We start from the raw sequence: 19,787 nt of genomic DNA on the forward strand, positions 1-19,787 counted from the left end.
ATCTTTTTTAGAATTCATAAGTTGTGTATTTGTATAGACTTTTTTGATTAAGAATGTTATAGATCGATGTTATTAATATTTAATCATAATCTTTTGTATCGATTCCCTGTATTCCGAGGGCGTTTTTCCTTTATTTTTTTTAAAGATACGGTTGAAGTTTGAGATGTTGTTGAACCCGCATAGGAATGCGATTTCGCTAATGGAATTTGTCGTCTCGAATAACATTTTTGTGGCATTACTGATTCGTATGTCATTAATGTAATCTACAATATTTCGATTTGTCCTTTTCTTGAAAAAGTGGCTTAGAGCGGAATCACTCATAGAGACTAATTGGGCTATATCGCATAATTTGATGGGATTCATGTAGTTGTTGTTTATGTACTCGTTGATTTTCGCGATTCGCCGGCTTTTTGAATCTCTGAGTATGCTATCGTTGTCGAAGGTTCCACTGGCTAAAATTCTTTGGCGCGGATTGGTCGATAGGTTATAGAGTAGGGCGAAGAATTCGAGACAAACGTTGAATCCCGTCATTTGAGTCATGGCGATTATTCTTTTGACAATATCGGAGTTTTTGTTTTCTGTGAATTGGATTCCTCTTTTCGATTTTTCCAACATATCTTTTATCGAGGAGAACATGCGTTTTTGAAGAATGGGGAATGTTAGGAGCTGTTCGTGAAATTGTATAGTGATGACATGGTTGCTCTCGACATTGTTGCCTTCCCATTTGTGTGGAACATTGGGGCCGGTCAGTACTAAATCGACCTCTTCGAAAGGTTCGATGGAGTCTCCTACAATGCGGCGTCCAAAATCCCATAGGACTAAGTTTAGTTCGAAATCGGAATGGAAATGTATGGGATAATCAAAATCGGCTTTTGGGTGATTGAGTATAATGAAGAGATCGTCTTCATTAATCGGGGTGATTTCGTGTTGTATATTTTTCATAATCGGAGCAATTTAATATATAGTACAAATGTATAAAATAATTTGAATGTTGTCGATAATATATATGATTATTATTTATAATTTAATTTTATAATTATTTGATTTATAGAAATATATTGTTTTATATAATAGTATTTTGATGTATTATGATAAAAAATTGCATAATATTATTCAATATAATATAGGTATTTGACTAAAATGTATTAAGTGTGATGTGAAATTTCGCTTAATTTTGTCGATGAAATAAATATATAAAATATTATGAAATTAAAGAAATACGAGGGTAATCCGATATTGTCGCCTAATCCTGAGAATTATTGGGAAAGTTTAGTTGTGTGTAATCCGGGGGTAATATATGATAATGGCGTTTTTCACATGCTTTATAGGGCGGCCGGAAATGATATAGAACATCTTGTATATATAGGCAAGGCAGAAAGTACGGACGGTATCCATTTTAAGCGTGTTTCGAAAGAGCCAGTTTTTTCACCGGGTAAAGATTCGTTTGATGCTGGTTCAAACGAAGATCCGCGTATCGTAAAAATGGGGAGTGAGTTTTTCGTAACATATGCTTTTCGCCCGTATTTTGCTAGTCAATATTGGAAGACTGATTATGATCAGGTGGAAGCGCCGGAACATGATCCGAATGCTCCGAAGTGTTTGAGGGAGAATATCAGTAATACGGCGCTTGCCGTATCGCGAGATATGCTCCATTTTAAGAAAGTGGGGCGTTTGACAGAGCCTTCGTTGGACGATCGTGATGTGATTTTGTTCCCGGAGAAAATAAACGGGAAATATTGGATGCTTCATCGCCCGAAAGATTATGTGAATGCAAACGGTAATTATGGAACCGATTATCCTTCTATCTGGATAAAGAGCTCAGACGATTTGATGATGTGGAATACCGAGAGTAAATTATTGATGAAGGGTGAAGAGGATTGGGAGGTTAAAATCGGGGGGAATACTCCTCCTATTAAAACTGACGACGGGTGGTTTTTGCTTTATCATGGAGTAGATGCGAACTTTACCTATCGCGTTGGCGCCGCTCTTCTCGATTTGAATGATCCGACAAGGGTATTGTATAGAACAAAAGATTTTATTCTTGAACCGGAAACGTATGAAGAGACGCAGGGTTTATATCGTTGGGGGGTAGTTTTTCCGACAGGGGCCGTAGTTAAGGATAATATTTTGTATGTCTATTATGGTGCTTCTGATCAATGGGTGAACTTGGCTACGTGTGATTTTCAAGAATTGATCGATTTCGTGAAATCGAATAGCAGAAAAAAATAAGATACCCCATGGAACTGAATATATCAAATATCGATATAGTTGTCATACTTCTTTTTGTAGTGGGAATCATTTGGTGGGCTCTTAAAAACAGGAAGAATGAAAATGCCAGTGAGTATTTTTTAGCCGGAAAATCTCAAAATTGGTTTGTTGTTGGGTCCTCTTTGTTTGCCGCTAGTGTGAGCAGCTCGACACTTATGGGACACTCTGGCGAGGGTTTTATAAGTGGTATTGCGGTATTTAATTATAATGTCGGGGCTATATTCGTAATAATTTTTGTGTCGTTATTCTTCCTTCCGTTTTATATTAAATCGGGTATATATACGATACCCGAGTATTTGGGAAGGCGTTTTGATAATCGTTCGCGGAAGTATTTTTCGTTCATCACTATTATCGGCAATGTGTTTTTGGATGCCGGAGCTGCTTTGTATACAGGGGCTTTGATTCTGAAAATTATTTTTCCCGAGATAGATATGATGTGGATTATTATAGGAATGGCTTTGATGGCGGGTACTTATACAATTATAGGGGGATTGTCTTCTGCCATCAATGCCGATATGATACAATCCATAATATTGATTGCAGGGTCGGTGTTGCTGTCGATATTTTGTTTTAATTCGGTCGGAGGCTGGGAAAATTTTGTAGAACATTTCCATGATGGAGTTTGGTTAAATTTGATTCGTCCGAATTCGGATACTACGGTTCCCTGGTTTTCCATTTTTTTGTCTATTCCTATTTTGGGATTTTATTTTTGGGGAAATAATCAAGTCATAGTACAGCGAGTTATGTCGGCCAAAACTGTCAATGAGGGTCGATTGGGCTTTTTATTCGTGGCTTTTTTGTACGTGTTTACTTTGTTTATTTTCATAGCTCCGGGAATGGTGGGCAGAATGATCGATTTGTTCGGTGTGGGAGATACGTTGCCCAATGAAATTATAGATGGAAATACATTGCGGGCACAATATGGAATCGATACGAATGAAGTATATCCTCGATTGATTTTGAAGTTGTTGCCTGTCGGTTTGATTGGTGTGATGATTGCCTGTATGGTTTCTGCTCTGACATCGACTCTGAGTGCGACATTAAGCTCTGTATCTACTTTGTTTACAATGGACTTTTATAAGTCGTGGAGACCGGAATCCAGCCCCCGGCATTTGGTGCGCGTAGGTCAGTGGACTTCTTTTATTGCTTTGGTCGTAGCTGTATTGTGGGCCCCGTTGATCGGTAAGTTTGCATCGTTAGTCGCCTATTATCAAGAGTTCTCTTCTTATCTGGCTCCTCCAATTGTCGGGACGTTTTTAGTCGGCCTGTTTTGGAAGGGTTCTACTCGCAATGGTGCATTTGCCGGTTTAATGTCGGGATTGGCTATGTCGGCATTAATCATGACTTATAAATTCGGATTCGGAGGCGTCGTACCGTTTCACTTTTTGTTGTGGGTTCCCATTTTGTTGATTTTGAGTGTTCTTGTGAATATTATCGTGAGCAAGTGCGATAGGAATAAAGAGACCGATGTCGAAACTTATACATGGAATAAATCCGTTTGGCAAGACGATACGAGGGAATTGAAAACAGTTCCCTGGTATAAAAATTTTAGATACATCAGTATTGCTTTGATTATAATTGCATTATTAGAGTATTGGTGGTTTTTTTAAGAAAAATTATTAACCCGTAAAAAATAAATTATCATGAAAAAAATTTTCAATTTAGTTGCTGTGGGAATGGTATTAGCATCAGTGAGTGTTAATGCGCAGACCTATGTGAATGAAATGACACAGGCCGATGTGGAGCGTGATTGTTATATCGAAGGTGGTAGTGCTTTGTTCAATGATGCAGCGGATGCCTATTATGGAGATGGTAGTTATGTACAAAAGTCATCGGCTTCTACTCCTACTGCATTTATATTTAATAGAGATATTTGGGGAAATAAAAATTTAACCGGATTCATAGTCAATGTGCTGGTCCCCAATGATCGTATGGATTTCGACCAGTTTATTAAAATCGAGTATTCAACCGATGAGCTGAATTATCAAGAGGTCCCCGACATGAAGGTTGAAAAATCTTATGATGCAGTTTTAGGAAATAACTATTGGATCGATGTTTGGTATCAGGGCGCTTTGCCAGAGGGAGTAAAAGAGATTAAAGTGACGATGGTTGCCAATGAAGAAGTGGCTAACTGGATTCCGTGCTATCGTCGTACAGAAATTTTTTATGAAGGCGGAGACTCGTATGAATATGTCAAACCTCCTTATTTAATGATTGTGCCGACCGAGTTTTCTGTCGACTTTGAAACCGAGAATTATAGCATCGATATGGCTGGTTCCCAAAATGCCTCTTCTACGATCGAAGTGGTAGATAATCCTAAAAAAGATGCGGTCAATGGTAGCGACAAGGTGTTGAAAATTGTACAAGACCCGACCGACCCGAATTGGGGGTGGGACAACGCCGACTGGTTTGGCGTAGCCATCGGTTTGTTGTCTGGCGAAGAAGAGCAATTGACCGAGATTACCGAGACCGACGGTCGTTATTTGCATTTCAGTATTTTGAGAAATGAGAATTCTGTATTCGGAATGGAAACTTGGGGTGGTACATGTTCATATAAGAATCAAGAAATTCCATTTACCGGATCGGAAAATTGGCAGGAAGTAGTGATCGATTTAGAAGAATATATTGGGTCTACTTTCAAGCAATTCTATTTCTCTCCGAATGAAAAATTCGGAACCGACAATGTTTCGGTAGCAGAAACTACATACCTCGATAATATCTATATCTCCGATGTCGCTACATCTTCTGGCATAGCCGATAATGTCGTTTCGACATCGAAAGTCTGGGGTGGTAAAGGTGCACTCTATGTGGAAGGCGAAGCCGGTGAAATGAGTGTATATTCGGTTTCTGGAATGGAAATAGGAAAATATGCGTTGAATGGGTTTTTGCAAATAGATATCGAACGGGGTATTTATTTGGTAAAGATCGGCGATACTACGTCTAAAATTGTAGTCTATTGATGAATTTTGAAAGGTGTACCAAAAAATTCTTTTTGGTACACCTTTCCTTTAAGATAATATAAAAATCGGCGGTAGTTTTTGGCTTGGAGGGAGTTATAGGCTATTTTATTTTTATGGAATGAGAATAAATGGTACTATGTGATAGATACTGTTTGTTTGGATAATATCTGTATATTCGACATTACTTGTAGTCGATGTTTTAAAACCATGAAAATTAGAGGATAATGTCGATGAATTTTCTTGGAGAGGCTGGCAGATATGCTGTTTTGTAGCTTGTAAAGTCGGTGATACAGTCTTGAAGAATTTGGCATATTAAAGTTATTATATTGTTTTCGGGTGTGGGATATTAAAGAATTCAAGATGCCTTTATCCCCATATAAATTTAAAATCAAGGAATGATGAAATTATGGCAATTTTTATCTGTTATTTTGATATTGTCGATATCTCCTTTGGAAATATCGGGTCAAAATAACAGTGGTATTGTTTCCGGTAGTGTTTTTAATTCGGGACAAGAACCACTCGTGGGAGTGAGCGTCTTTGTCAAAGGGACAAATATAGGAACGATGACCGATGCAGATGGACGTTTTTCTGTAAAGGCAGAGGACGGACAAAGTCTGGAATTTCGTTATATCGGTTATGACACCAAAGTGGTGACTGTGAATGGTAAAACGATGTCGGTTACGATGTCGGAAAATCAAGTTATCTTAGATGATGTTGTAGTTATCGGGTACGGTACACAGAAAAAAAGCGATTTAACCGGTTCTCTCTCTTCTGTAAAGGGAGAAGATATCGTAAAAACAGGCGACACGAATATTACCCAGTCTCTACAAGGTAAAGCTCCGGGAGTTTATGTTACGTCCAATTCCGGAACTCCGGGGGCAGGAGCTACGATTCGTATTCGTGGTTATGGTTCTATTTCAACCGATTTAACCCCGTTGTATGTCGTGGACGGGCAACCTATGGAAGAGAGCAGTGTGAATACTATTAATCCTATTGATATTGAAAATATTGAGGTATTGAAAGATGCTTCGGCCACTGCCATTTACGGTTCTCGTGGAGCCAATGGTGTTATTTTAATTACTACGAAGAAAGGTAAATCCGGTAAAACCAGTATCACGTTTGATGCGTCATTCGGTTGGTCAAATGCAATTAATCGAGTGCATATGATGAATAGCGATCAGTTGTATAGCTTTTTGGAAGAGGCGTATGAGAATGACGGAATGCGGATGCCTAGAAATATTACCCGACTTTATCATCTCGATGGAGAAGGCTTGGGCCCTGTCGACGAATATGGCGAACCGACGGATATAAATGTCTATGATACCGATTGGTGGAATGAAACCACTCAAACAGCGTTTAAACACAGCTATAACTTATCGGTCAGTGGTGGTACGGATAAATTGACCAGCCATTTCAGCATAGGTTATTTGAATCAAGAGGGTATTGTAATGACATCGGATTATGAACGTATTACATTGCGTGTGAACAACGAATATAAGTTTAATAAATGGATAACGATCGGTCAGACCTTAGGTGCAGCCTATGTCAAAAGTCATGATTTGAACACTCCGATTAATGAAATATTGTTACCGGATCCGTTTTCACCGATTTATGCCAAAAATGCAGATAAGCAGGATCCTAATTATGAATTTAATAAATATATGGGATCTCAATACAGCTATTATTCGAATCCTGTTGCAAAATTGAACCGACAGAAAAAAGAGCATTTGAATCGTAATATCGACGGTACGGCCTACTTAAATATCAATTTGGGATTAAAGGGTCTGGACTTTAAGACTATGTTGGGTTTTGAGTTACCGGAATATACCTATACCAAGTTTAACCCGTTTTTTGATTTGAGGCCGAATGATACTCCATATAATATGTGTACGAACGTGGAGAGTAAATTTTTGTTGGAAAACAGTGTCGCCAATACGAGTTCTACGGAACTGAATTATACATTTCAAAATACGTTGAGTTATAATAATCAATTTGGAAAACATTCTATTTCGGCGGTGGCAGGTTTCACGTGGGAAGCCTATACCGGTCGTTCTTTTACGGCAGAGCGGTTGAATACGCCGAGCAATTCCGATGCTTTCCAAATCGTGGGAGCCGGGACGAAAGAGGGAACTTCTACGGGTAGCCGTTATGAAAACTATTTGATTTCTTATCTTGGGCGTATAAATTACAACTATGCAGACCGCTATTTGGCGACTGTCAGTGTCAGAGCCGACGGTTCCTCGAAATTTGCACCGGGTAACCGTTGGGGGACATTTCCATCTTTTTCTTTGGGTTGGCGTATAGATCAGGAGGAGTTTTATAAAGATTGGAATCAGAATGTATTGAGTGCGGTTAAGCTGCGTGGTGGTTGGGGCCAAATCGGGAATCAAAACATTCCTTCGTTCGCTTATGCCGATGTCGTTTCTACTTATGATACATGGGTGTATGGGTTTAACAGCGGTTTGAATCTGTTGAAGGCTTATGCCTCTACATCTAAGGGAAATAAAGATATTAAGTGGGAAACAGTGGAGCAAGGCAATATAGGAGTCGACTTGGGCTTCTTTAAAAACTCATTGACATTGTCGGCTGATGCTTACATTAAGACGACACGGGATATGTTAATGCAGAATCCGTTACCGGGAATGGCCGGTTATCCTACAACCCCGTGGGTGAATGCCGGTTCCGTAGAAAACCGGGGTTTGGAATTTTTGATCGGGTATCAAGGGAAGGTCGGCGACTTCCGTTATTCTGTGAGCGCAAACTTTACTTTCCAAAAAAATAAATTGGTTGAAACCGGAACGAACGATCCGATTTGGGGTACTGTCTCGAAGAACGAAATCGGAGAAGAGTTCGGACGCTTTTATGGATATGTTTGTGATGGCATTTTCCAGTCGAAAGAAGAGGTTCTCGCCCATGTAGGAGCCGATGGGAAGACTTTGCTTCAACCTCTTGCAGAACCCGGCGATGCTCGTTTCAAGAATCTTAATGGCGATAATACGCTGGATAGCAATGACCGGGATTATATAGGAAACCCCAACCCTGATGTGATTTATGGAGGAAATATCGAATTGGGATATAAAGGAATCGATTTTGCTCTTTATTTTCAAGGTGTTGCCGGTAATGATATTTGGGTAGGGACAAAAGCTCTTCTCAGGCAGACGAGTATAACGAATTTATTAGCCGAAACTTACACAGATGCGTGGCGGAATCCCGGTGATAAAACCGATGTATTCGGAATTACCAGAAAAGATGATAATGATAATTATAGAAATTCGTCATGGTATGTGCAGAACGGTAGCTTCTGTAAAATAAAAACTGTACAGATTGGCTATACATTCCCGAAGAAAATAGTCGAAGCTACGAAGGTGTTTAGTTCTTTGCGATTATATGTGAGCGGAGAAAATCTGTTTACATTTACAAAATTCAAATATATGGACCCGGAAGTCCCAAATGGCAATGCTTTGAATATGGGTATAGAGAATTTGGGGTATCCTAATCCTCGCACATTTACAGTAGGGGTCAATGTTCAATTTTAAACGATTACAGTTATGAAACTAAGGTGGAGAATACTATATATATTGTTAGGCTCGTTGTTCCTTCTTCCTTCATGTACAGATGAGGATTTGGATACGACTATGTACGGAGGTCGAGAAGACACGGAATTTTACAATAATCTCGAAGAGATCAATCAAGCATTGACGGCCTGCTATTTCTATATGAAGGATAGTTGGAACGATATGAGCTTGGAGTTGATGTTTATCAACGATTGTGCATCCGATGATTGCGAGAAGGGTGGCAGTGGCCTTACCGATAAGAGGAATATTTATCAGTTGGAAACATTCAATATATTTACGACGAACAGTAAAGTGAGCCAGTTTTGGAACATGGCGTATAGAGCTATTTACCAAATAAATACATTGTTGGACAAGAGCGAAATATTTCGTTTGGAGAATACTGATTTAACGGAAGACGATAAGACATTGCTTACGCGTTATGAAAATGAGGCTCGTTGGTTACGAGGCGTGTGGTATTTTAATCTGGCTTATTTGTGGGGTGATGTTCCTTTGTTTTTGCATGCCGAACAGCCTGCGGATATATATAAACCCCGGACACCGGTAGCCCAGATTTGGGAACAGGTTATAGCCGATTTTACTGCGGCTACGGCTTTGCCGAAACGGAGCGAGTATTCCGAGGAAGACACCGGGCGCGTTACGAGCGGCGCGGCTTATGCCATGTTGGGTAGGACATACTGGTATAATCGTGATTTTGAGAATGTTTATAAAATGCTCTATGTTCTGGTTGAAGGCGAGCAAAAAGGAGAATATGAATTGGATCCAGATTTTGCGACTCAATGGTTGAACCCAAATTCCAATTTGAGAGAGTCGATTTTTGAGATACAATATGTCACCAATGGAAAGAATTGGGATGAATCGACGGGGTGGAACGGAGTTTGGTTTATTCCCAGTAGCGATGGCGGTTATGGGTTTCATTTACCGACTCAACATTTGTTGGATGCTTTTGACCCGGAGGATCCGCGAATTACTTGGACATTTGTTCGTCAAGGCGACCAATTCGTCGGGAATGATTTTGTGACAGGAGATGCGAATTATCCCAGTCGTTTCTTTGACCGTAAACATTTTGTCCCCATGAGCGAGACTTTAAATGCGGCGTCTCCGGTCTATCCACAAGATGTAGAAATGACAGTTTATGTCATTCGTTATGCCGATGTTTTGTTGATGTATGCCGAGGCTTGTTTGGAAAAAGGTGATATCGTGGGTGCTAGAAAGTATTTGAATCAAGTGAGAAAACGAGCTCGCGAATCCAGTCCGTTGGATGCGAAACGAGTCATTCAAAAGTATGTGCCCGACACAAAGCCGACATCGTTACCGGACATAACTTCCGATAATGTGGCGGAAGTGCGATTGGCTATTTGGAACGAGCGTCGCTTTGAGTTCGCTTGTGAGGGAATCCGCCGTATGGATTTGATGCAACAAGAACGTTATGGAGAAATTATGACGGCTGTATATAGTAACGGCTATGCGACAGAAGATGTCGATAAGGGACGTTATTATACAAAGGAAAGAGAACTTTTCCCCATTCCTCAAAATGATATAGATTTAAGCCGAGGTGCATTGGTTCAAAATCCCGGATATTAAATCGTCTTTTTTAGGTGTAGTAAATATTTGATAATTAAGAAAGTAGATGATTGTATATGAAAAGATTGATATATTTGATTTTACTCTTGTTCGGATTGTCCGGTTGCAAGACAGAACAACAGGAGGTTCAGAATCCGATAGTTGTGGATACCGATTTTGTGTTGCAGGAAAACTATTATGGAGGGGCGATGCAATGGGAACCCAATGACCGGGATTCGATGACGGAGGAGCAATGGGATCGTTTGTTTAGACGAGTCGAATTTATGAAACTGGGGTATATTCGTTGTTGCATAATGCCCTATTTCTACTGTTTCGGTTATGACGGGAACGACCCTATATTGCTTTGGGACATGGATTCGACGAAAGTCGATGCCCGTTGGTATGCTAATTCTCGTCGATTCATGAACGACTTGTATCGTCAGCTTCAATTTTGTAAGGATAACGACATCGATGTGTTGCTTGGAGAGTGGTGGAAGCCGATGAATCCGAATTGGAAACAGGCTGTCCCCGTCGATATGCCTAAGTATACGATAGAATTGGACGATTCCCGATATGCCGTTCAAGTAGCTGAATTGGTTGAATATTTGGTTAAAGAGAAGGGTATGACTTGTATCAAGCAATTTAACTTGGGGAATGAAGTAAATTTGGTGGCCAATGATCCTCGAAACGGTTATTCATGGGAAAAATGGAAGAAATCCATTCTTAATCTACGCTCGGAACTGGATAAACGGGGATTGAATGATATTGAGATCGTGGGACCGGACGGAGGTTATTGGGGGACTGATGTTTGGTTCAATAAGACATTGACCGAATTGGATAGTGTGGTTCCTGTCATCGATTATCATTGGTATATCAATAAAGATTGGACTTTTACGAATCGTGTGGAAGATGAGACACGAATGTTTCGTTTCTTTACACAAATGCAGGACAGCAGCAAAGTGAATATTTGGGGCGAAATGGGTATTCGTGACGGACATAATGAGGTGTTTGACCAGCATACGTTGATTCACCAGTGGTGGTATGGAACGTTCGTTGCCGATGCCTTGATTCAAACTTTGCGCTCCGGCTGGTCGGCTGCTGCGGCATGGGGTATGGATGATGCCATGCATTACAAGGACGACCTCGATGAACAGAAACGTTGGGGATTTTGGAATTCGATTGCAGAACAGAAAAATAAACCGGAAGAAGCGAATATACGTCCGTGGTTCTATACGTGGTCGTTGATGTCGCGTAATATCCCGAAAGGGTCGAAAATTTTGTATTCCAATTCTTATAGGACTCAGAATTTGAATGGTGTGGCCGCATTGACTCCGACAGGAGATTTGACATTTGCGATTACAAATACAGCCGATTTTGCGCAGCGTGTAACTGTACAGATTCCTACCGTTGTGAACGATCCGATAATCAATAAATATGTGTATTTCGAGGACGATTATCCGGTCGATACAGCAGGCTTTCCAGTTGTGAAAGAAGTCTTGAAAGATGTCGATCTTCAAAAGGGAATAGTTATCGATTTTCCCGCGAAAGGTTTTGTTCTGTTGACTACGATTGGAGGTAGCAAACCGGAGATTGTAAAAAATGATAAATATATGATGGATCCGATGGAGGGTGTCCAACGTATGTATGATCATTCCGACAATTTGGGATTAAACGGTTTTCCTAAATTCTATGACGAATGTAACACTGCTGCTCCCGATTTCCAGTTCTTCAAAGTTTTGGAAGATTGCGGAACTATTCACCCTTCGACCAATGAAGAACATGCTTATATAACTTATAAGTTCGACGGGTTTAATTATTTTGAAATCAAGGTGTCGGGAGTGGAGACCATAACCGACCGTTTCAAAGTGTACGTCTCGCCGGATAATTGCGAGTGGAGAGAGGTCGAATTGTCGTTTACCGGACCCGAAATGTCTGTTTGGCGTTTTGTCCATTCGACCATAACACCGAAAACAGAACTCGATAATTGCAATTATTTAAAGATTGAAATGCTGCCGAACGGTTATTTCTCCAATACTCGTATTCGTGAAGTGAAAATAGAAAAACGGTGAAATGTTGGTACGGAATATAAAGAGGGCATACTCACAATGAGTATGCCCTCTTTCTGTTATTACAATCACTTTGTTATAATGAAAAGGTTCGGTCTTTCATCGGATACAAAGTAAAAAGTGCAGATGTTTACTTTTAATGTCGGTTACGAAAAATCTCGACAGCTCGATAAAATGCATTTATATTTTCAAGGGTGACACCCGGAGGAACATCGCAACCCGTTGAGATAATAAAGTTGTCGAAATCGGTAGTAGCATGCAGCAGTCTCTCCGTTTCGTCGTAGACTTGTTTCGGAGATGACGATTTGAAAATGCCGACCGGATCAAGATTCCCCATAACAATGCGATCGGACGGTACTTGTTGAAGGGCGGAGACGATGTCGCATTGATTACCGAAGTGGAGAGCCCTTGCTCCTGAGTCGATCATGGATTGCGTACAGTGCCCTGTGTTTCCGCAGTTGTGCAATACGAAAAGGAAGTTTTCATCTTGTACGGCCTCGACGATCGGTTTTATATAATTAGTCGAGAATATTGTGGCATCGTCGTTGCTGAGTAACCCGGCGGCAGGCTCGGCCATGATGATACCATCGACTCCTGTTTCTTTCAGAGCCCGAATGTATTTGAGAATAAATTCTGAACATTTTGAGAGTAGTATTTTTGCTAAATCGGGTTCGACGTAAATAGCCATCATCATTTCTGACATATCGTAAAGTCGACCTGCCAAAGAATAAGGTCCGATACAACCTGCAAAGACCGGGCGGTCATTGATTCGTTCTGCCGTAAGTCTGTTTGCTTTCAGATATTCGGGAATACGGGCGGTATCGGTATCGGGAATGCGGAGATTTTCCACTTCGTTCCTGTCGTGAAGCAACCTTTCGGCAACACTGGGTACGTCGTTTTCGGAGAAATGAAGTTTTGCCCCGAAAGCTTCTGCTTCGACGGTAAGGTCCATGATGACTGTCGCCGCATCGGAAGGAGTATTTTCTGACAAGGCGATAATGGCATCGGCATGTGTCTGGCCGTCGGTAACGGCGGCTTTTACAGTTTTCTCGATGAGCTCGATTCCCGGGTGTGTCATAATGGGAATAGCATATCGTTTATTCCGATTGAGATTGAGTTTCATGATTAAATGATTTTTTAATTCGTTTCTTATAACAGTTGTCCAGTTCGCAGAATTGACAACCGTATTTGCGGGTATCGACATGAAGTCCAGAGCCTATCACTCCGCTGATAGATTTTATAGGATACATCAGGGCACTGCTATTGAGAGTGATTCCGCATACATTATCGGGTAAGAGTGAGAAGAGTAATTTCTGTTCATTCACATGCCACCCGCAATAACCCGGACTAAAACGGTTAGTATGGGGTATTCCCGGCAATTCTGTTTCCACGAACTTTTCCATAATGTCTCCTGTCGCTTCGGCAATACAACTACCGAGGGTATCCCAGATGAATAGTAGCAATGCATCGTCTGCATTCGATAGTTTATTGTGAAAATCTTGATATTCCATACCGGCAGTCGCAGCGAAAAAAACGAATCTTTCGGAGTTTTTCAACAGTGTGGCGATAGTCTGGTTAACGTGAAATATTTTTTGATTACAACATATACAATCCTTGTTTACATACCCGTCGAACATTCGAAAGTAAAAACGAGGTCTTACTATGTTGTTTGCAACGAGGAACAGGTTGTCGACTAAATCCCGAACATTTTTGTCGGGAGATACTGCTCCATACCCCATTTCTATATATACGGTTTCTTTTGTCAAGTTTAGTTCTTCGAACCGCAGTGAATGTTCCATTTCTCTTATTTGTTCAATAATTTTCGGGCGAGAGTTACAGCGGCATTGGCATTGTCGCTATATCCGTCGGCTCCGATTTCTTCGGCAAATTTCTCACTGAGTGGAGCGCCTCCAATCATGATTTTGACATCGTTTCTGATTCCGGCTTTTTCAAAAGCTTTGATAACTTCTTTCATATAAACCATTGTGGTAGTCAGAAGTGCCGACATGCAGACAATGTTCGCTTTGTGTTCTTTGGCGGCTTCGACGAATTTTTCATCGGAAACATCGACACCGAGATTAATCACTTCGAATCCACAGCCTTCCAACATGGAGCTTACGAGGTTTTTCCCAATGTCGTGCAGATCGCCTTTAACCGTTCCAATGACAACTTTCCCGAGAGAGATTGTATTTTTGTCATTTTCCATGTAAGGTTTAAGAAGTTCCAAAGCTCCTTTCATAGCCCGGGCACTCATCAATAGGTTGGGAACATAGGCTTTTCCGGCTTCGAATTGAGTCCCGATTTCTTCCATTCCTTTAATCAAATAATCGCTGATCAATGTTTGCGGGTCGATATTTTCTTGAAGCGCTTCTTGGGTTGTACTGACTGCCAGTTCGAGATTCCCTTTTACGATTGCATTATGTAAATCTGAAAGTTTTGCCATTTTCGCTGGATTATTAGAAGTTGATTATTTTATAAGATGTATTGCCTATTTTAATGAGATGTACTCCATTCTCTGCCGGAATGGAGTAACTCCCGTTTACGTTTTCTGCAAAGTGCAGTAATTTACCGTCGACAGAGAAAAGATAGACAGGCATGCTTTTAACGCCTTCAATATAAATATATCCGTTTTCGGCGGTTACCGAGATGTCGTTGTTTGTTACATATTCGATTCCCGAAACTTCTTCGGCGCTAAATATAAAATTGTCGAAGAAAGAAGTGTCGAGAACGTTCAGCCGGTCTGAATAATTTAGATTGGGATAGATGTCGATGCTTGTAATGATTTGACCGACATGATTCGACAAGTTCAGACCGTACCTAAACCATTCTCTTTTTTCGTTACAGGAAAAGTGTCCGACGGCTTTTTCTCCCGAAAGGAAATTGACGACTATCTTGATTTCGGATTGTCCTGTCGGGCGGTAATATGAGAAGAACAGGTTGTGGTTACTTTCGGGAACTTGTACAAATGGATATAAATTTAATTGTGCGGACAAGTCTTGATCGGCATCGTTTGTTAATATATTTATTTGGCAGGCTTTATCGCTGGGATTGTTTTCTTGTATTTTGGGATTCGAAGCAATGGAAGACATTATGGAGGAATTGGCCGGAATAACTTTTACAAAAGAATTCAAATATTCGAAGTCGATGTCCAGAATTTGTCGGTATTGTTGGTCGTTGTTTGTTGTAATTTCTTGTAAATCGATAGGGGAATTTTCTGTATTGGATAGAAAGATGTTGTCAAAAATCAAAGATTCGGTGTCGAGAGTGGAAGTCGTCGCTGAATCTCTATAAGGATATATGATGATGTAATCCAGTGTTTTACCGATTAGAGGCGTTAGGTTCAGTTGTAATTCCCTCCATTCTCTGTGAGGAATTTCGAATTCGTAACCCAATAGCCTGTCTTCATTTTGAACATGTAAGGCAATGGCGATTTTTGCCGGTCTACTTCTGTACAACTGAATATTGAGCAGTGGAAAATCTTCACTGATTAGGATTTTATTGAGCGGAAATATAGTACTGAAACAATCTCGGGGATTGTATTCGTCGTTAATTAGAATTTCGGAGTATCCGGCATTGTCGCTGGTATTAGGGTCTCGTTTGCGGGGATTAGAACCTATGTAGGTTCTAATCCCTTTGTTATAGTCGCCGAGAAGCATATACCCGTCTTGCGATTCAAAGTCGATGGTTAGAGTAGACTGTGTTTCGGACGTATTTGTCTCCAACGGTTCTAAGGTAGTGATGAATATACCTTCTTCCATAGGAACTTCCACCGTGATTCCGGTAGAAAGATTTTGATCGGTTATTTTTTCATACGGAAGAGACAACGCAGCGCCATCTCCGCAACTGTTGCGGTTGAACCGATAAATGTAAAGAGGTTTGGTACAATCGACCTTAAAGGTAATGGATTGTGTTTTGCTTTGAGCATCCATACGTCGATTGACTGCGACAAACGAGTAATCTTCGGAGCCGATACGGGCTCCGAGTATACGAATATCTTTGCGCCCTTCCAGTTCGGTCATTTTGAGAATTTTTGCTCCACGGGGAAAGTAACGGCACATCAGTTGCCATGTGTAGTACCAGGGACGTAAAGTCATACCGCCATAAGTTCCGGCATTGTTCCACATGCCGGCATTTTTATTCTGTTCCAGCCCGTCGAGAGCCCAAGCCAATCCCGATGCCATGCCCGAACGGGCAAGTTGTATGCCGTAGTCCCAAAAACCTAATGCATATTCGTAGGTGTCGATTCGACAATGAGCCGGAGCATCGGCAACAGGCCAGTCGATAAAAGGGACTCCGATGGGAGCCATTTCCGATACATGGACGGGTTTGTTGGAATTGTCGTATTTATAGACATTTGCAAGATAGTTTGCAAAAGTCGTTTCAATGGTGCGATTATATAATTGATTGTAAGTATCGTCGGGTGTATCGTTCAGGTAGTTATGGAAATCATAGGCTGACAGTTGATCTGCGTTGTATTGTGCAGGTTTCCATATCCAGTCGCTCCATGAATCGGCTCCCGACAGAAAATTTGTGGGTAAGCCACGTTTCTCCAATTCGGCGTAAAGTTTTTTTATCATGGTACTCCAATCTTCGTAAGAGATACCTACTCCCAAAGGCTCGTTCGAGGGCGCATAACTGGTAATGATTTTGTCGTAACCTTTTGTTTTAAAAAGATACTCGATGAGGTCGGCTTGCAGTTGGGCACATTCGTCGGTTGTGTAAAATTGTTTATAATCCTCTCCGTTATATCCGACCCCCCAGAAACCACTCATAACTTTAATATCGTGTTCCTTATAAAGGTCCATAATTTTGAAATAGGCCTGCATGTATTTGCTATCCCAATTATAAGTTCCGATGGGCAGATTATTCCCATCATCATCTTTGTTGAACCAATCGCGGATTACCGGTAAGCGGACTAACGAAGGTTTGATGGCAAGGATCCGTTCTGTCGTGGTTTTCCATAAATCATCGGACCACGGCTTAAAGGTGTTACCGTCGCTTTCGCGGGCGAATCCCCATTGATTGTACCCGAAACCTTCCCACGGTGTTTGTAATTCTTCCTCAACAGTTGATTCGAATGCTTGTAAATTCGCAGGGACAATCAATGTTGCAATTACAAGGGTAAGTAAAATAAATTTTCGTTTCATGTTATCAAAAGTGTTATAATTTAGAAAACGCGTGCTTCAAATATTTGCGTGACTTATCTTGTTGTGATGAATTAAAATTTTGAGTCGGAGGAACTGGGATAATGGCTCCCAACCGCGATATAGATAAATCCTTTTTGTTATTTTTCTTTTCTTCGAATTTGTTTGACGGCATCGATCATTCCTCTGAATCCATCGACAGAGACATAAGAAGCGATGGAATTACCCGAACCTAATCCGTAACCCTTGCAAATGCGCCGGTATTCTGTGCCTTTTCTCAATACTTCGTCATATACGGATTGATAGGTTCCCAACGAAAGCAGATTTACATCGAAGCCTCCAAAAAGTCCTATTTGACCGTTATATCGTTTTATCCATTCGTCGAAAGGAGCGATCTGGTCTTCGTTGCTATGCTTTGCGTCAATTCCCAAAGTTATGATGTCGGGCATTATTTCGAATATGTTACCGCAACTATGCAGAAGAAATTTTTTTTCTGCATGATGTACCAAGTCTATTATACGCTTGGTTTGAGGAAGTATGTGGTTAATGATGGTTGTCGGTTCGAGCATGGTCGATGTGCGGTGTCCCAAGTCGTCGCCCATACGGAAAAAAATGAAGATGTCGCTGTATTCTTGTATCATTTTGGACCATAATTCGACGTATAAGTCACCGATACGAATAAAAAGGTCGCGGAACAAGTCGGGATCTATGTATTGCATGATACACAGATTCTCGTAACCTACCAAATCTTGGGCAGATTCGAAAATGCCATACCCGCATCCTCCATATGCTTTCATTCCTGTTGGCAAGACTTTTCTGATAGCGCCGAGTTTGGGTTTGTTCGCTTCCCAAAACAAATGGGGTATTTCGTCGAAGGGATAGCGCTCAAAATCTGATCGGGTTTGAATGGGGCCTAATTTTCCTCCCATAATTGCACCGTGCTCCGGGAAAACGTCGCAGATTGGAGCTTCGAAGTCAAAGGCATCGTAGGTATTATTTTTCCAAAACTCCGTTACTTTTTTGAAAAAGTATTCTGGTTCTGTTTCGCGGTAACCGATAAGTTCTTCTCCTGTAAATTTCTCTATAAATTCGATATCGATGTGATGTTCATATAGAGGGAGATACTTTGGCTTTTTGTTATAAAGGACATCGAGAATGTTGTTTGCATTCGGCTGAAACTGTTCCATGTTTTGAGAGAATTTTTAGTCGTTCCAATGGATTAAACCGGCTTTGATATTTTCCAGTGGCATATCGGGTCCGGCTTCGAATTGCCCGATGAGGCCACCATTTACCCATAGAGCTTCTTTCATTTTGTGTACGGCGTCGATTACATCTTCGACACTTCCTTCGGGGAGTATGTGCTGACGACATATTTCGCCCCAGTTTGTAATACGTCCGTTGCATTTTTCGGCGACTTTGTCTAATCCCATGCACCACACTTGACTATTGATGGCATCTACTCCTATCTCGATCAAGTCGTCGTATAGTTCCAAAATGTAGCCGTCGCTATGCATAAAAACGAATTTACCGGCAGTATGGACTTTGTCAAAAAACCGTTTGTATAAAGGTTTATATTGTTTTCTCCATGTTTCAGGCGAGATTAATAAAGAGCGTTGTGAGCCCCAGTCGTCTCCGAAAATTATTCCGTCGACTTCTAATTTAAGCCATTCGTCTAAGTAGGTGTTATAAAAATCTTCGACAATTTCCATTAGTTTGAAATATTCCGGAGATTCAATCAACGTATCCATGAAAAGGCTTTCTGTACCACGAAGGTATTGCATACGTTCGAACAAGCTAATCCAACCGCCTAAGATAAATTTGTCTTTATGAGTGTCGATGAATGCTTTTGTCTTTTCAAATCCAGAGATGCCTGATAAAAATAATTTTTTGGGACTTTCATAGTTCCAAACTTTATTGAAATCGGCAAAAGGATATTCTTTTACTTCTCCGATAATACCTGCTTGGTGATTTACCCAAGTCGATCCCCAACAATCGGTATAACTGCCGATTTGGTAGTGACGTGCGTCTTCGGTGGGGTCGTCGAACGGAGCGGAGAGAATATCGATTTCGCAGCGATTGATGATGTCGTCAAGCGCTTGTCCGTATTTTAGTTTTGCGGCGGGCAGTTGCCACAGGTTTACCGGAATCCATTCTGGATTGTCATGTCGAAGGGTTCGTATTACATTTTCTTTGGCTGTCATCATAGCGGAATGG

Annotated in this window: 13 protein-coding genes; 6 read left to right on the plus strand and 7 right to left on the minus strand. The window is 40.9% G+C overall.

Annotation, left to right across the window (positions count from 1 at the left end):
• Positions 1-72: 72 nt before the first annotated feature.
• Positions 73-942: an AraC family transcriptional regulator gene (locus tag NBH06_RS10515; protein WP_195331870.1), complete on the minus strand. Its 870-nt coding sequence runs from the start codon at positions 940-942 to the stop codon at positions 73-75.
• Positions 943-1,203: 261 nt separating this feature from the next.
• Here NBH06_RS10515 and NBH06_RS10520 point away from each other — a divergent pair, with 261 nt between their 5' ends.
• The 6 genes from NBH06_RS10520 (at position 1,204) to NBH06_RS10545 (ending at position 12,432) form a co-directional block, all read left to right on the plus strand.
• Complete coding sequence (locus tag NBH06_RS10520; RefSeq protein ID WP_250794247.1) at positions 1,204-2,229, plus strand: glycoside hydrolase family 130 protein; 1,026 nt, start codon at positions 1,204-1,206, stop codon at positions 2,227-2,229.
• 8 nt (positions 2,230-2,237) lie between these two features.
• The gene (locus tag NBH06_RS10525) at positions 2,238-3,878 is read left to right on the plus strand and encodes a sodium:solute symporter (protein WP_021891004.1); all 1,641 of its coding nucleotides are present in this window, start codon (positions 2,238-2,240) and stop codon (positions 3,876-3,878) included.
• A gap of 33 nt (positions 3,879-3,911) precedes the next feature.
• Positions 3,912-5,228: a hypothetical protein gene (locus tag NBH06_RS10530; RefSeq protein ID WP_250794249.1), complete on the plus strand. Its 1,317-nt coding sequence runs from the start codon at positions 3,912-3,914 to the stop codon at positions 5,226-5,228.
• 395 nt (positions 5,229-5,623) lie between these two features.
• A complete protein-coding gene (locus tag NBH06_RS10535; protein ID WP_250794251.1) occupies positions 5,624-8,764 on the plus strand; it encodes a SusC/RagA family TonB-linked outer membrane protein in 3,141 nt (1,046 codons plus the stop codon).
• Between the two features lie 12 nt (positions 8,765-8,776).
• Positions 8,777-10,384, plus strand: a complete 1,608-nt coding sequence (locus NBH06_RS10540; RefSeq protein WP_008861452.1) for a RagB/SusD family nutrient uptake outer membrane protein — start codon at positions 8,777-8,779, stop codon at positions 10,382-10,384.
• Positions 10,385-10,440: 56 nt separating this feature from the next.
• Positions 10,441-12,432 (plus strand): glycoside hydrolase, encoded by a 1,992-nt coding sequence (locus NBH06_RS10545; protein ID WP_250794252.1) that lies wholly within the window; start codon positions 10,441-10,443, stop codon positions 12,430-12,432.
• Positions 12,433-12,565: 133 nt separating this feature from the next.
• Here the strand turns inward: NBH06_RS10545 and NBH06_RS10550 are convergent, their stop codons facing one another.
• The 6 genes from NBH06_RS10550 to NBH06_RS10575 form a co-directional block, all read right to left on the minus strand.
• On the minus strand, positions 12,566-13,552 hold the full coding sequence (locus tag NBH06_RS10550; RefSeq protein WP_250794254.1) for a uroporphyrinogen decarboxylase family protein: 987 nt from the start codon (positions 13,550-13,552) through the stop codon (positions 12,566-12,568).
• Positions 13,527-14,228 carry a vitamin B12 dependent-methionine synthase activation domain-containing protein gene (locus NBH06_RS10555; RefSeq protein ID WP_046416061.1) on the minus strand — a complete coding sequence of 234 codons (702 nt, stop codon included), beginning with the start codon at positions 14,226-14,228 and terminating at the stop codon, positions 13,527-13,529. The genes NBH06_RS10550 and NBH06_RS10555 overlap by 26 nt, the downstream gene beginning before the upstream one ends.
• 5 nt (positions 14,229-14,233) lie before the next feature.
• Complete coding sequence (locus NBH06_RS10560) at positions 14,234-14,872, minus strand: cobalamin B12-binding domain-containing protein (RefSeq protein ID WP_008861448.1); 639 nt, start codon at positions 14,870-14,872, stop codon at positions 14,234-14,236.
• Between the two features lie 13 nt (positions 14,873-14,885).
• The gene (locus tag NBH06_RS10565) at positions 14,886-17,576 is read right to left on the minus strand and encodes a hypothetical protein (protein WP_250794257.1); all 2,691 of its coding nucleotides are present in this window, start codon (positions 17,574-17,576) and stop codon (positions 14,886-14,888) included.
• A 137-nt stretch (positions 17,577-17,713) separates the two neighbouring features.
• Positions 17,714-18,760 carry a uroporphyrinogen decarboxylase family protein gene (locus tag NBH06_RS10570; protein WP_195331764.1) on the minus strand — a complete coding sequence of 349 codons (1,047 nt, stop codon included), beginning with the start codon at positions 18,758-18,760 and terminating at the stop codon, positions 17,714-17,716.
• Positions 18,761-18,775: 15 nt separating this feature from the next.
• Positions 18,776-19,777, minus strand: a complete 1,002-nt coding sequence (locus tag NBH06_RS10575) for a uroporphyrinogen decarboxylase family protein (protein WP_250794259.1) — start codon at positions 19,775-19,777, stop codon at positions 18,776-18,778.
• Positions 19,778-19,787 lie beyond the last annotated feature (10 nt).

The organism is Barnesiella sp. B2-R-119, assembly GCF_023656675.1.
Classification (GTDB): domain Bacteria; phylum Bacteroidota; class Bacteroidia; order Bacteroidales; family Barnesiellaceae; genus Barnesiella; species Barnesiella intestinihominis.

What these genes read in the sequence shown, in the direction of transcription:
- NBH06_RS10515 (WP_195331870.1), bottom strand. Translation starts at nt 942, where the DNA reads ATGAAAAATATACAACACGAAATCACCCCGATTAATGAAGACGATCTC.
- NBH06_RS10520 (WP_250794247.1), top strand. Translation starts at nt 1,204, where the DNA reads ATGAAATTAAAGAAATACGAGGGTAATCCGATATTGTCGCCTAATCCT.
- NBH06_RS10525 (WP_021891004.1), top strand. Translation starts at nt 2,238, where the DNA reads ATGGAACTGAATATATCAAATATCGATATAGTTGTCATACTTCTTTTT.
- NBH06_RS10530 (WP_250794249.1), top strand. Translation starts at nt 3,912, where the DNA reads ATGAAAAAAATTTTCAATTTAGTTGCTGTGGGAATGGTATTAGCATCA.
- NBH06_RS10535 (WP_250794251.1), top strand. Translation starts at nt 5,624, where the DNA reads ATGATGAAATTATGGCAATTTTTATCTGTTATTTTGATATTGTCGATA.
- NBH06_RS10540 (WP_008861452.1), top strand. Translation starts at nt 8,777, where the DNA reads ATGAAACTAAGGTGGAGAATACTATATATATTGTTAGGCTCGTTGTTC.
- NBH06_RS10545 (WP_250794252.1), top strand. Translation starts at nt 10,441, where the DNA reads ATGAAAAGATTGATATATTTGATTTTACTCTTGTTCGGATTGTCCGGT.
- NBH06_RS10550 (WP_250794254.1), bottom strand. Translation starts at nt 13,552, where the DNA reads ATGAAACTCAATCTCAATCGGAATAAACGATATGCTATTCCCATTATG.
- NBH06_RS10555 (WP_046416061.1), bottom strand. Translation starts at nt 14,228, where the DNA reads ATGGAACATTCACTGCGGTTCGAAGAACTAAACTTGACAAAAGAAACC.
- NBH06_RS10560 (WP_008861448.1), bottom strand. Translation starts at nt 14,872, where the DNA reads ATGGCAAAACTTTCAGATTTACATAATGCAATCGTAAAAGGGAATCTC.
- NBH06_RS10565 (WP_250794257.1), bottom strand. Translation starts at nt 17,576, where the DNA reads ATGAAACGAAAATTTATTTTACTTACCCTTGTAATTGCAACATTGATT.
- NBH06_RS10570 (WP_195331764.1), bottom strand. Translation starts at nt 18,760, where the DNA reads ATGGAACAGTTTCAGCCGAATGCAAACAACATTCTCGATGTCCTTTAT.
- NBH06_RS10575 (WP_250794259.1), bottom strand. Translation starts at nt 19,777, where the DNA reads ATGATGACAGCCAAAGAAAATGTAATACGAACCCTTCGACATGACAAT.